Below are 12,687 nucleotides of genomic sequence, written 5' to 3'. Positions count from 1 at the left end.
GATGGCAACGCGGAATTTACCAAACCGGCCCAGGATCCACCGTGTTGTCAGTAAGCGTTGCGTATGAGTACCCCATGAGTATCTCGCGTACCGGAGCCGCCCAAGCGCTTCGGATGAGCCCAGGGTTGAAGCGTGTAGAATCGCGTTCGTCTGCAATGGCGAGTGCGGTTCTACCGCTCGATACCATCATCGAGGGCGACTGCATTGCCGCGTTGCAGCGCTTGCCAGCCGCGAGCGTCGATCTCGTCTTTGCCGATCCCCCCTATAATCTTCAATTGGGTGGCGATCTTCAGCGGCCCGACAATTCCATGGTCGACGCCGTCGACGACGACTGGGACAAGTTCGCATCCCTGCGCGACTATGACGATTTCACCCGGGCCTGGCTCGCCGCCGTCAAGCGCGTGATGAAGCCCGATGCCACGCTGTGGGTGATCGGCTCCTACCACAATATCTTCAGGGTCGGCGCCAGCCTGCAGGATCTCGATTTCTGGATCCTCAACGATATCGTTTGGCGCAAATCGAATCCGATGCCGAATTTCCGCGGCAAGCGCTTCACCAATGCGCATGAGACCCTGATCTGGGCCTCGCGCGACCAGCGCTCGCGCTACACCTTCAATTACGAGGCGCTGAAGGCCGGCAACGAGGATGTGCAGATGCGCTCCGACTGGCTGATCCCGCTGTGCACCGGCTCCGAACGGCTCAAGGACGACGAGGGGCGCAAGGCCCATCCGACCCAGAAGCCGGAGGCGCTGCTGGCACGCATCCTGCTCGCCGCCTCCAAGCCCGGCGACGTCGTGCTCGACCCCTTCTTCGGCTCGGGCACCTCCGGCGCCGTCGCCAAGAAACTCGGCCGCCACTTCGTCGGCATCGAGCGCGATCAGGCCTATATCGCCCATGCCCGCGAGCGCATCGCCCACGCCACGCTTGTCGACGATGCCGCCATGCTGGCACCGGCGGAAAAGCGTTCCGAACCCCGCATTCCCTTCGCCAACGTGATCGAACGCCAGCTCCTGCAGCCCGGCGCCATCCTGACCGACGCCAATCGTCGTCATCAAGCCCGCGTGCGGGTCGATGGATCGATCATGCTCGGCGACATCGTCGGCTCGATCCACAAGATCGGCGCCCTCGCCCAAGGCCTGCCCGCCTGCAATGGCTGGACCTATTGGCACTATGACGATGGTGGCAAGCCGGTGCTGATCGACGAGCTACGCGCCATCCTGCGCAAGGAACTGGCAGCGGCGGGGTAAAATTCCTTCTCCCCTTGCGGGAGAAGGCGGCGGCAGCCGGATGAGGGGTCGACGAAACCTCCCCATTGCCGGTGGCTGCCTGCAAGGCGTTTAGGATGGGTCGCGCGACCCCTCATCCGCCCGTTAGGGGCACCCAGTCCACTCCAAGTGGAGTGGACGATACCCACAAGGGGAGAAGGTAATTGCCCCTCACGCACTGATGGCCGGGCGCCGGCCGTTCCAGGGCATGGCCTGTTCGAGCTGTGCGGAAACCGCCAGCACGCTCGCCTCGTCGCCGTAACGCCCGACCAGTTGCACGCCGATCGGAATGTCGTCCGGCGTCGATCCAAGCGGCAGCGAGATCGCGGGCAGGCCGGAAAGATTGAACGGGAAGGCAAAGACCGCATCCGTCCATTTGGCGTTGTACTGGTCGAGATCGGTCATCGACATGTCGTAATAGCCCATCGGGCGCGGCAGCTGCGTCAGGGTCGGCGTGATGAAGATGTCGTAAGGCCCAAGATCCTCGGCGATGGCACGGCTGAGTTCGCGCAATTTCCAGACATCGCGGGCATGCTCGACGCCGCTGATCGAGCGGCCGCGCTCGATCACCGCCCAGGTCACCGGCTCGACGTCGTCCCGGGTGACGGGACGCCCGATCACGCTGGCCAATCCGTCGAACATCGCGGCCGTCTCGACCGGAGACATATGGGTATAGGTCTTCCAGGCATCATTGCCGTCGAGGGCCATGTCATGTTCCTCGACGAAATGGCCGAGGCCCTCTAGGGTCTTCACCGTGGCCAGCACCGCAGCCTTCACCTGGGGGTCGATCGGCGTGCCGTTGGCCGGCGTGACGGTGTAGCCGATGCGCAGCCGCGCAGGCGTACGCTTCGACAATTCAAGCCAGCTCTCCGCCGGCCTGGGCGGCGTGTAGGGATCACCCGGCAAGGCTCCGGCAACGGCGTCGAGATAAGCGGCTGTATCGCGCACGCTGCGCGAATGGCAGAGGAAATAGGCGCCGCCGTACCAGAAATCCCCCGCCGGAGCGAGGGTGACGCGTCCGCGCGAGGGTTTCAGGCCGACGATGCCGCAGCAGGAGGCGGGAACGCGGATGGAGCCCGCACCATCGCTCGCCTCGCCGATCGGCACCATGCGCGAGGCCACGGCCGCCGCCGTGCCGCCGCTCGACCCGCCGGCGGTGATGCCCTCCTTCCAGGGATTGATGGTGGCGCCGTAGAGCTTGGGCTCGGTCGAGATCGACCAGCCATTCTCGGGCGCATTCGACTTGCCGAGCAGCACAAGGCCGGCAGCCCGGATGCGCTGCACCGACACCGAATCGCTCTCGGCCACCAGATCCTTCAGATAACGCGATGAATTGGTGAGCGGTGCCCCCTTCCAGGAACTGGCGAGTTCCTTGGCAAGAAAGGGAACCCCGGCGAACGCGGCCTGGCGATCGACATCGGCTGCGGCGGCACGGCCCATGTCGTAGAGGCGGTGGATGACTGCATTGAGCTTCGGATTGAGCTGTTCGATCACGGTGATGGCGGTCTCCACCACCTCGAGTGGCGACACCTCGCCTTTCTGCACCAGCCCGGCCAAAGCGAGCGCATCGGATTCGACGTAGGTTTCCAGCAATGTCGTCATGACGAGTGTCCCTTGGTGATGAAATGAAAAGCTACGACGCGCGCAAAACGCGCACGTCGGATCGCTGGCGGAGCGACGAACACCGTCAGCCGATTTCGATCGCCCGCTGTTCCCGGATGCTCTGCTCGGCCGCCAGCACGATGCGTAAGCTGTTCACTGCGGCCGCCATGGATTCGGTGAGATCGAGGTCCTCGCGGATCGCACGCAGGAAATAGGCCTGCTCGCGATCGCACAATTCCTGATGGCCCGGTTCGTCCTCCATGCTGAAGATCTCGTCCGGCTTGGCGAAGTTCTTGTCGGCGTCGACCTTGGCGTAGTGGATCTTGATGGCGTCGGTCTTGGTGTGGCGATCGATGTCGGCGGAATCGGAGAGTTCTTCGCCCTGCTTGCTGCTCTCGGTCTGGCCGGCAACGATGGATACGGCCCCTTCCGGCCCGATGACGTCCTTCACGAAATAGGCGATCTCGCTCATCATCGGCCCCCAGCCCGCCTCGTACCAGCCGACGGAACCATCGTCGAAGGTGACGTGCAGATGGCCGTAATTCTGCTGGGCCGCCTCCTGCCAGAGCTTGGCGCCGATGCCATGCACGCGCAGCGGTTTGGCGCCGGTGAGCTGGCACATCACATCGACATAATGCACGCCGCAATCGACGATCGGGATTAGCGAATCGATCAGGTTCTTGTGCCAGTGCCAGGCCGGGCCGCTGCTCTGCTGGTTGAGATTGAGGCGCATCACCAACGGCTTGCCCAGGGTCCGGCCCATCTCGATGAACTTCACCCAGGAGGGGTGCACGCGCAGGATATAGCCCAGCACCAGCTTGCGATTTTTGGCACGAGCAGCGGCGACCACCTTCTCCGCGTCCTCGATCGTGGTAGCGATCGGCTTTTCCATGAAGACGTGGCAGCCTGCCTCGATCGCCTTCAGCGCATATTCGGCATGGGTGTTCGGCCAGCTGTTGATCGAGACGGCATCAGGCCTGGTTTCCCTGAGTGCGGTATCGAAGTCCTCGAACAGCGGGTAGCCGGCGAGTTCGGCCGGTACGGGCTTCGACTTGATCGAGCGGCTCATGATGCCGACGATCTCGAAACCATCATTGCGATGATAGGCGCTGGCATGGGAGGCTCCCATATTGCCGAGCCCCACCACGAGAATCCTAACCTTGTCGGACATGCGCCCTCCCCCAATACCAATCACATAGTCCGACGCGGACCGGGATCCGCGCCGGATTTCAAATGTTTGCAAAGCACCCCTCAGAGGGCTGATGCGGTTCACTTGAGCGTCTTGGAGCTTGCGCGACCTTTGTCATTGCCGGGCTTGACCCGGCAATCCAGCCCCAAACCGTTTGCGCGTGTGGCTCCTGGATAGCCGGGTCAAGCCCGGCTATGACAAATCGCAGCATTACCTCCTTAAGTGGACCCGCATTCCCCCTACAGGGCTCCGTTAAACAGATTCGCCTTGATCTTCTCGACGTCGACCTTGGCAAAGCCGTCCGAAAGCTTGGCGCCGTCTGCGTCGGCCTTGACCTTGGCCTTGTCGAAATCATTGGCCGGCTTGATGAGGTCGTTGGTGAGCACGTCCTCCGCCTTAACCGGCGCGGAGATCTGGCCGATCTTATGGATCTGGTCGAAGAAGGCCTGCCAGCTTGTCATGTCGTGCCAGCCCCAGCCGCCGCGCTTGTCCATGTCGCCACGGAAGACGTTGACCTGCTGCAGGATCGAGGTGGTGCCGAGCTCCGGGCCGAGATTGCTGGCGAGCGTCGGGAACTGCTCGAACACCGCCTCAACGGCCGCCCGCGGATTCTGGTAGCCGAACTCCAGGCCCATGGCCCAGCCGCGCAGATATTTCTCCAGGAAGACCTTGCGATCGGGATCCTCGAGATCGGCGCTGCGCACCACGAAGGTATTGGCCGGGAATTTCGAATGCTGGACCCCGAGCCAGTAGTCGAAGCTGAGGCCCTTGGCGATCCATTCCGCCCTGAGCCCTTCCCAGGACAGGGCGGCGTCGCCCTGCCCGCCGGCCAGCGCCGTGCCCCAGGTCGGCCAGCCGGCCTCGACATATTTCACCTTCTTGACATCGACGCCCTGGGCGGCGAGCAGCGGATCGGTGATCGCCTGCCAGGCGGCTGAGCCGAGCAGGATGGTCTTGCCTTCCAGCGTCTTGAGATCCTTGGTGCCCTCCCCCTTGCGGAAAGCGAAGCTGAAGGTGTCGCGCGCGCCCATATGGAACACGGATTTGAGCTTCATGCCGTTCTGAATGGCGAAGGAGAACACGCCCGGGGACGGGAAACCCATATCGGCCTGGCCGACATCGACGAATTTCACCGTCGCCGTGCCGTCGGAAGGGCCGGGCTGCATGTCGGTGGCGAGATCGCCAAAGTAACCCGCCTTCTTCGCCGCCCAATAGGGATAGTCGTCGAGCACTTCCAGCGTGCCGCGCGGCGAGATCCAGGTGAACTTCTCATAGGCCGCGGCCCGCGCCGGTGTCAGCAGGCCGGAGGCGCCGAGGGCCGTCGCCGTCACCAGGCCGCCGGCCCCCACCTGCAGGAAATAGCGCCGGCTGATGCCAGGCTCTACACTCTTTGGCCTCGTCGATGCGCTCTCGTTCTTCGTCACGGCTTTCCTCCGGTTGGGCCCTGCCTGTTTCCGGCAGTTCGAATGGTGAGTGGTCTTTTCGTTCTATCGCTTTGCTATCGTTGGCTTTCCTGCTCAGGCTTCCCAGCTTGCCCACTTCTTGCCGATCAGGAAGAACAGCACATAGATCAGGATGCCGAGGATGGAGAGCACCAGCACCACCGCGAAGAATTGCGGCATCTGGATCATGGAGGAATATGTCGTCAGCCGGTTGCCGAGCCCGAAGCCGCCGCCGACCATTTCGGCTCCGACAGCCGTCAGCAGGCCGAAAATGGCACCGATCATCAGGCCGACCAGGATCATCGGCAAAGCCATCGGTGCCCGGATCTTCCAGAAGATCTGCAGCGTCGAGGCGCCATAGGACCGAGCGAGCGCGATCTTGGCATTGTCCACCCGCCGGAAGCCGGTTGCGGCGTTGATCATCACCATCGGGCCGGCGGCCAGCGCCACCGCGATGATCCTCGGCGTATAGCCGAAGCCGAAGCGCAGGATGAGCAGCGGCACCAAAGCCAGCATCGGCGTGGTGACCAGCAGGAGGATGTAGGGCGCGATGATCTTCTCGGCGAAGGGGAACTGGGTGATCACCGCAGCCAGGATCAGGCCGATGCAGGCACCGATGGCAAAGCCACCGCCCAGTTCCACCAGCGTGTAGCCGAGATGCGGCAGGATCAGCGGGAATTCGGTGAACAGCGCCGTGACGATCGCGCTCGGCGGCGGCATGATGTAGAGCGGCACCTTGAACAGCCTGAGCGCGAGCTCGGCGCCGCCGATCAGGATCACGGCGACCGCGACGATCGCGGCGATCTCGAAGCCGGACTTGATGCCGGGCCCCGAGGAAAAGGCCGACAGATTGGTGAGGCTGACATCCCGGCCGTCGCCGGAGCTGGCTTTGGAAAATTGGGGAACGGCGTCACTCACGGCAATGTCCTCAGCTTGCAGCCATGGCGCTGCGCAGCGGCACCTGCGTCTGGCTGGCGCGGCCGCCCACGATGTCCAGCTTGATGGCGTTCTGAAGGTCGAAGACTTCCTTGGTGGCCATGATTTCCAGGGAGCGCGGACGCGCAAACGGTACCTGATATTCCCTCGCCACCCGGCCGGGCCTGGCGCTCATCACGATCACCCGGTCCGACAGGAAGATGGCCTCCTCGATGCTGTGGGTGATGAAGACGATGGTGGTCGGCCTATCGAGCCAGATCTCTTCCACCAACCCGTTCATCTCCTCGCGGGTGAAGCTGTCGAGAGCACCGAAAGGCTCGTCCATCAGCAAAACCGAGGGCTTGAGCGATAAAGCGCGTACGATGGACGCCCGCTGCTGCATGCCGCCGGAGAGCTCGCGCGGGAACTTGCCGCCGAAGCCGGCAAGGCCGACACGCTGCAGGAGATGCTCGATCCAGGCCCGGTCGGGCCGAGTGCCCTTGATCTCGAAGGGAAAGGCGATGTTGGCATCGAGATTGCGCCAGGGCAGCAGGTTCGCTTCCTGGAAGACGAGGCCGATATCGGGATGCGGGCCGGTGATGGCCTTGCCGTCCAGCCTGATTTCGCCGCTCGACAGGCGGTGAAGCCCCGACATCGACCACAGCAAAGTGGTCTTGCCGCAGCCCGAGGGCCCGACGATGGAGATGATCTGATTGGCCTGAATGTCGATGTTGCAGCGGTCCAGCGCAACGAGATCGCCCGAAGCCGTGTGATAGACCTTGCTTGCCTCCCGCACGGCAAGCTTCGGGTGTGATGCCAGCCCCGTTTTCATTCCATCCCTCGGAGAATGCGCCGTGGCCCTCAAGGGCCATCTCATCGCAGGCGGCACTGTGTAACTATCCTACTTTAGTGTCAAGCATATGGTAGGACCATTGCAAGACCAGTGAGCCGATATGCCTTCTATCTATCGGAATTATCTTGTGTTATTGCAAAATGAAGGTTGTGTTACTTTCCTACATGGGCCGCTTGCCTGCCGTCGCCGGCGGGCCTTGAAGCTTAGGGAGAAACGCCTCATGAGCCAGGGCAGGATGCGGACCTCCCCGCGCAGCAAGGCAAGCGAGCCGGGCGGCGGCGTTGCCGAGCGCGTGACCCATATCCCCGATATCATTTCCCTGGTTAAGGACGGCTATCGCGACCTGCGTCCGGCGGAACGGCGCGTGGCCGACGTGGTGCTTGACGATGTCGAGGCTGCCATTGCCGCCTCCAATGGTGAATTGGCCAGGCGCGCCGGGGTCAGCGAGCCCACCGTCACCCGATTCTGCCGCGCCATCGGTTGCGAGGGCGTCAGGGATTTCAAGCTGCGCCTAGCCCAGAGCCTGGTGGTCGGCGCGCTTTATCTCGGCAAGCCGGGCACCGATGCCGGCCACCAGGCACCTGAGCTGCCCTACTGGAGTGCCGTGTTCGGCGAGGCCCATCGCGCCATCCAGGAGACCGAGCGCCAGCTCGATCCTGCCGAACTGCAGAAGGCGGCAGATCTCATCGCCGGCGCTCGCCAGATCGCCGTCTTCGGCCTCGGCGGCAGCGCCTCCGCCTTGGCCCAGGAGACCCAATATCGTCTGTTCCGCTATGGCGTCGCGGTATCGGCCCATTGCGACCCCTATGTCATGCGCATGACGGCCTCGACCCTGAAGCCGAGGGACGTGGTGATCGCGATCTCTGCAACCGGACGCACGCGCGAGGTCGTCGAAGCAGTCGAGATCGCCCGCCAGTACCGGGCCGCTGCCATCTGCGTCACCGCACCCGACACCGATCTCGCCCGCGCCTGCGACGTAAGGCTGACCGTGGCCGTGCCCGAATTCCCCGACACCCTCAAGCCCACGGCCCTGCGCTTTGCCTTCTTGACCCTGATCGACCTGATGGCCACCGCCACCGGCTATAAGCTCGGCGGTTCGGCCCGCGAGACACTGCGCCGCATCAAATACAATGTGCAGATCCGCCGCGCCGGCAAGGAGATGGAGCCCTTGGGGGATTAGCGGCTGTGCGGATAGCACTCTGTCACCCCCGCATATCCTCACTGCGCTCGCTTGTGAGTGGAAGCGATGAGGAAAAGCTTCGGAAGCCGACGGCGGTTCATAGGGTCTCGCGCCCCTTGCCGCGGCGCGACCCATCAGAGGTGTTTTAGCCGTTGGATGCCCGGCGAGCCGTCCTGCCAATCGCATCGACAACCATCTGATACAATGCGGGCGGCAGATCATGCCCCATGCCGTCGACCAGCATGAAGTCCGCGTTCGGGATCGACGTGGCAGTGTCCCTGCCACAAGCGGGGAGGATGAGCGGATCATCAACCCCATGCACTACGAGGCTAGGCACGGTGATCGTTGCCAAGCGCGAACGACGATCGCCGATCACGGCCATCGCGGCGATCTGCCGCCCGGTACCGCCGGGATCATAGGCGCGTTGGACCTCTTCCAGAACGAGAGCGCGATGGGCTTTTTCATCAAACGGATAGCCCGTGCCGGCGATGCGGCGTCTGAAGGCGAGGCTGTGCGACAGAAATCCCGCATGATTCGTGACAGGATCGGGTGCCGGGCGCATCATCATCGCCATGACGTCCGGGGCTGCCTGCGGAAGGCTCGGATTGCCGGTGCTCGACATGATCGAGGTGAGCGACAGCACTCGCTCGGGATGCTCGCTCGCCATGATCTGCGCAATCATCCCGCCCATCGACCGGCCGACGACATGCGCCCGGTCGATGGAGAGGGCATCGAGCAGGCCCGTTGCGTCCGCTGCCATGTCGTAAAGAGTATAGGGAACGTCCGGCCGCCGCCCCGCCGCGAGCATAGCCGCCAGCGCGCCAAAATCCGGCGGGACGCATTGACTGAAATGCGTCGAGTAGCCGGCGTCCCGGTTGTCGAAACGGATCACACGATAGCCCCGTGTCGCCAGCTCCTCGCAAAACGGAACCGTCCAGTGGATCATCTGCGTCCCGAGGCCGGCGATCAAAAGCATCGCTTCGCCGGCCTCGTCGCCGAAGCTGTCATAGGCCAGGTCGATGGCGTTGGCTTTCACACTGTTCATAGGCCGTATTCCGTCCGGATCTTCCTAGCTGCAACCAATGACCATCGAAGGCCGCGCTAGGTTTGGAGAGGGAGGGGTCGAGCGCGCAATCGGCACGACGAACTCCCACATCCATTTATTACCCGGATAAAACATCTGCGTCAATATTACCCGTGTAATATTGAACGACTGTCTGCGCGAAGATACCCTGACGTCTCCAGCGGCGTCCTGCCGCTACACCAGCGGCTGCAGCTCGCCGATCATGGTCGGCACCAGTTCCGAGACGGTCGGATGGATGTGCACGGCGCGCTGGATGGTGGCATAGGGCGCCTTGGCATACATTGCGTCGAGCAGGCCATGGACGACCTCGTCGCCGCCGACACCAAGGATGGCCGCGCCGAGGATGGCATGGCTTTCGGCATCGACGATCACCTTCATGAAGCCCTGCGTCTCGCCCTTCTCGACCGCCCGGCCGACCCGTGTCATCGGCCGCTTGCCGATCAGGGCCTTGCGCCCGGAGCGGCGCACCTCCTCCTCCGTCATGCCGATGCGTCCGAGCGGCGGATCGATATAGAGGGCATAGGCGGTGATCCGATCGCTCACCCGGCGCGGATCGGCATCGAACAGATTGGCGGCGGCGATCTCGTAGTCGTTGTAGGAGGTATGGGTGAAGGCGCCTTTGCCGTTGCAATCGCCGAGAGCCCAGATCCCCTCGACATTGGTGCGAAGCTCATCGTCGACGGTGACATAACCGTGCGCATCGGTGTGTACGCCCGCCTTGTCCAAGCCGAGATCGTCGGTGTTGGGCACCCGGCCGACGGCAACCAGCACATGCGAGCCTGATATCCGAGCGGGGCTTTGCCCCTCCCCCGCCACGGTGACGGCAAAGCCGCCACCCTCACGGGCAAAGGACAAGTTCGTCGCCTCCAGGCGAATATCGATGCCTTCCTTGGTCAGGATGTCGCGGATGGCGTCGGAAATATCGGGGTCTTCCCGCGAGGTCAGCCTTGGCCCGCGCTCGATCACCGTGACCTGCGAGCCGAAACGGCGATACATCTGCGCAAATTCCAGCGCGATATAGCTGCCGCCGATCACGATGAGATGCTCCGGCAGCGTAGCGAGCTCCACGATCGAGGTGTTGGTGAGATAGTCGATGCCATCAAGCCCCGGCATGTCGGGCACCAAAGCGCGCCCGCCGACATTAAGGAAGATCTTCGGCGCGCTCAGCCGCTCGCCATCGACCTCGATCTCATGGGAGCCGGTGAAGCGGGCATGGCCCCGGATCAGCCTGCAGCCCGGCATGCCGCCGAGCCAGTCCTCCAGCCCGGTGCGCGCATTCATGGTAACCGCCTGCTTGCGGGTCCAGACCTTCTTCATGTCGACGCCGACATGACCATTCAGCACCACGCCATAATCGTCGGCGCGGCGCGCGAGATGGGCGGCATAGGCGCTAGCCACCAGGGTCTTGGTCGGCATGCAGCCGGTGTTGACGCAGGTTCCGCCGACATGCTTGCGCTCGATGATGGCAACCCGCTGCCCCGCCGCACTGAACCGGCCAGCCAGGGACGGCCCGGCCTGGCCCGCGCCGATGATGATGGCGTCGAACTGTGTGCTCATAGCAATGCCCTGACGACCAGGAGCGCCCCGAGGACCGCAACCACGTCCTCGATCAAGGCGGCCGGCAGGTCCCGCCCGAAGGCGAGCGCCAGGCGGCGGCGGAACTCATGGCCGCCCAGCGTGCCGACGACAGCACCGGCTAGGCCGGCGACGAGGCCGGTCAGCCAGGATCCGGAGGCGAGGCCGATCGCCGCTCCGCTGAAGGCACCGCTGACGAGGCGGGCGCCGAACTGCATCGGCACCTTGCGGCTGGGCGTCGAGGGCAGCTGGTCGCCGACGAATTCCAACAGGGCCAGCACGGTGAAGACATAGGGCGTGACGGGATGGCCAAGAAAGGCCAGCGACGTGCCATCCAACGGCAGCCACCCCAGATAGGCGGCCCAACTCACGGCTGCAGGAGCGGTGAAGGTGCGCAGTCCCGCGACCACGCCGATCAGAAAAGCGCCAAACAACGACATGCAGCCCCCTTATGCCGATGAGCCCTCATGCTGGTGGTAGGATGGTATAAAGGCAATAGGGTTTTGGAGCGCCGACGTCGCGGCACCACACTGCACTGGCAGCCGACGCCGTTCACTCAAGCATCTTCGAGCTGGCGCTACCTTTGTCACAGCCGGGCTTAACCCGGCTATCCACAAGCCACATGCCCTGGTGGCCGAGGGGTTGGATTGCCGGGTTAAGCCCGGCTGTGACAAAGCCGCTACAGCTCATCGAGCGCGTCACCGTAGGTTTCTATGTCGCGCAGGCGCCTGCGCCCGGCAGCGCCAGCCTTCTCGATGGCGCGGGTGGTGAGCAGATGGCACAGCGCCATCACCGACGTGTGGTTGAACAAAGGGCCGGGCGCCAAGGTCTGGCAGTAGAAATGCCACTGCGCAGAGGAACGCAGAGGCGCGCCCTCGTCGGTGATATAGAGCAGCTTGGCGCCCCGCTTTTCAATGGCCGCCAGGATGTCGTCCAGCCTGGCAATGCGGCGGCGTAAGGCGAAAACCACCACCATGTCCTCCGTGGCGATGCTCGCCAGATATTCGCCGAGCGTCTGGCCCGGGCCGGGAATGGCGACGATGTTGTCGATGACCTGCAGCATCTGCCATTGCAGATAGGCGGCAAAGGGCTGGCTGGAGCGAAAGCCCACGACCCAGGTCCTGCGTGCGCCCAGCATGGCCTCCACCACCGCATCGATCTGGGCTTCGCGGATCGACAGAAAGGTCTGTTCCAGATTGGCGATGGCCTGGCCGACATGGCTGGAAAGCGACTGGCCGGCGGCAGCGTCAGCCGCATTGGAAAGAAACAGCCGTGACCCGGTCTGCCTCTCCTGGCGCACGTGGCGGCGCGATTCCTCATAGGTCTCGTAGCCCAGGCGACGCACGAACCGCGTCACGGTGGCATTGGAGACATGAGCCAAGGCCGCCAGCTCCGATGCCGAATAGCTCGCCAGTTCGCCGGGAAAATCACACACGAATTCCCCGAGCCGGCGTTCGGCCGGCGGAAGCTCGTCGAGGACGTCCCGCACGCGGGTCAGGAATGATCTTTCGGAAGACTGCATGGCCGAGGCTGCTGAAATCTATTTTTCAGGACATTCCGAGCACTAGGAGATTTTGACCGT

Annotated in this window: 11 protein-coding genes; 2 read left to right on the top strand and 9 right to left on the bottom strand. The window is 63.6% G+C overall.

Annotated features, from left to right (window positions below; genetic code table 11):
• Positions 1 to 74: 74 nt before the first annotated feature.
• A complete protein-coding gene (locus AB4037_RS20835) occupies positions 75 to 1,247 on the top strand; it encodes a site-specific DNA-methyltransferase (RefSeq protein WP_441772807.1) in 1,173 nt (390 codons plus the stop codon).
• 189 nt (positions 1,248 to 1,436) lie between these two features.
• On the opposite strand, the gene AB4037_RS20830 is transcribed toward AB4037_RS20835, so the two are convergent.
• The 5 genes from AB4037_RS20830 to AB4037_RS20810 form a co-directional block, all read right to left on the bottom strand.
• Positions 1,437 to 2,867, bottom strand: coding sequence for an amidase (locus AB4037_RS20830; protein ID WP_441772806.1), 1,431 nt, complete (start codon positions 2,865 to 2,867; stop codon positions 1,437 to 1,439).
• A gap of 85 nt (positions 2,868 to 2,952) precedes the next feature.
• A complete protein-coding gene (locus AB4037_RS20825; RefSeq protein ID WP_441772805.1) occupies positions 2,953 to 4,038 on the bottom strand; it encodes a Gfo/Idh/MocA family protein in 1,086 nt (361 codons plus the stop codon).
• Positions 4,039 to 4,295: 257 nt separating this feature from the next.
• Complete coding sequence (locus AB4037_RS20820) at positions 4,296 to 5,480, bottom strand: ABC transporter substrate-binding protein (protein ID WP_441772804.1); 1,185 nt, start codon at positions 5,478 to 5,480, stop codon at positions 4,296 to 4,298.
• A gap of 93 nt (positions 5,481 to 5,573) precedes the next feature.
• On the bottom strand, positions 5,574 to 6,416 hold the full coding sequence (locus tag AB4037_RS20815; RefSeq protein ID WP_434955430.1) for an ABC transporter permease: 843 nt from the start codon (positions 6,414 to 6,416) through the stop codon (positions 5,574 to 5,576).
• 10 nt (positions 6,417 to 6,426) lie between these two features.
• On the bottom strand, positions 6,427 to 7,245 hold the full coding sequence (locus AB4037_RS20810; protein WP_441772803.1) for an ABC transporter ATP-binding protein: 819 nt from the start codon (positions 7,243 to 7,245) through the stop codon (positions 6,427 to 6,429).
• Between the two features lie 241 nt (positions 7,246 to 7,486).
• On the opposite strand from AB4037_RS20810, the gene AB4037_RS20805 reads away from it, so the two are divergent.
• Positions 7,487 to 8,446 carry a MurR/RpiR family transcriptional regulator gene (locus AB4037_RS20805; protein WP_441772802.1) on the top strand — a complete coding sequence of 320 codons (960 nt, stop codon included), beginning with the start codon at positions 7,487 to 7,489 and terminating at the stop codon, positions 8,444 to 8,446.
• A gap of 145 nt (positions 8,447 to 8,591) precedes the next feature.
• Here AB4037_RS20805 and AB4037_RS20800 read toward each other — a convergent pair whose 3' ends face one another.
• The 4 genes from AB4037_RS20800 to AB4037_RS20785 form a co-directional block, all read right to left on the bottom strand.
• Positions 8,592 to 9,491 (bottom strand): alpha/beta fold hydrolase, encoded by a 900-nt coding sequence (locus AB4037_RS20800; protein ID WP_441772801.1) that lies wholly within the window; start codon positions 9,489 to 9,491, stop codon positions 8,592 to 8,594.
• A gap of 213 nt (positions 9,492 to 9,704) precedes the next feature.
• On the bottom strand, positions 9,705 to 11,087 hold the full coding sequence (locus AB4037_RS20795) for an FAD-containing oxidoreductase (protein WP_441772800.1): 1,383 nt from the start codon (positions 11,085 to 11,087) through the stop codon (positions 9,705 to 9,707).
• A complete protein-coding gene (locus tag AB4037_RS20790; protein ID WP_441772799.1) occupies positions 11,084 to 11,545 on the bottom strand; it encodes a DUF4126 family protein in 462 nt (153 codons plus the stop codon). Before AB4037_RS20790 ends, AB4037_RS20795 begins: the two co-directional genes overlap by 4 nt.
• Before the next feature lie 239 nt (positions 11,546 to 11,784).
• Positions 11,785 to 12,627, bottom strand: a complete 843-nt coding sequence (locus tag AB4037_RS20785) for a MurR/RpiR family transcriptional regulator (RefSeq protein ID WP_441772798.1) — start codon at positions 12,625 to 12,627, stop codon at positions 11,785 to 11,787.
• Between the last annotated feature and the right edge of the window lie 60 nt (positions 12,628 to 12,687).

The organism is Labrys sp. KB_33_2 (assembly GCF_052114505.1).
GTDB lineage: Bacteria > Pseudomonadota > Alphaproteobacteria > Rhizobiales > Labraceae > Labrys.
This window is presented reverse-complemented; position numbering and strand designations above follow the sequence as displayed.

Bases quoted from the DNA above. Each gene is read 5' to 3' on its own strand.
- AB4037_RS20835 (WP_441772807.1), top strand. From the start codon at position 75: ATGAGTATCTCGCGTACCGGAGCCGCCCAAGCGCTTCGGATGAGCCCA.
- AB4037_RS20830 (WP_441772806.1), bottom strand. From the start codon at position 2,867: ATGACGACATTGCTGGAAACCTACGTCGAATCCGATGCGCTCGCTTTG.
- AB4037_RS20825 (WP_441772805.1), bottom strand. From the start codon at position 4,038: ATGTCCGACAAGGTTAGGATTCTCGTGGTGGGGCTCGGCAATATGGGA.
- AB4037_RS20810 (WP_441772803.1), bottom strand. From the start codon at position 7,245: ATGAAAACGGGGCTGGCATCACACCCGAAGCTTGCCGTGCGGGAGGCA.
- AB4037_RS20805 (WP_441772802.1), top strand. From the start codon at position 7,487: ATGAGCCAGGGCAGGATGCGGACCTCCCCGCGCAGCAAGGCAAGCGAG.
- AB4037_RS20800 (WP_441772801.1), bottom strand. From the start codon at position 9,491: ATGAACAGTGTGAAAGCCAACGCCATCGACCTGGCCTATGACAGCTTC.
- AB4037_RS20795 (WP_441772800.1), bottom strand. From the start codon at position 11,087: ATGAGCACACAGTTCGACGCCATCATCATCGGCGCGGGCCAGGCCGGG.
- AB4037_RS20790 (WP_441772799.1), bottom strand. From the start codon at position 11,545: ATGTCGTTGTTTGGCGCTTTTCTGATCGGCGTGGTCGCGGGACTGCGC.
- AB4037_RS20785 (WP_441772798.1), bottom strand. From the start codon at position 12,627: ATGCAGTCTTCCGAAAGATCATTCCTGACCCGCGTGCGGGACGTCCTC.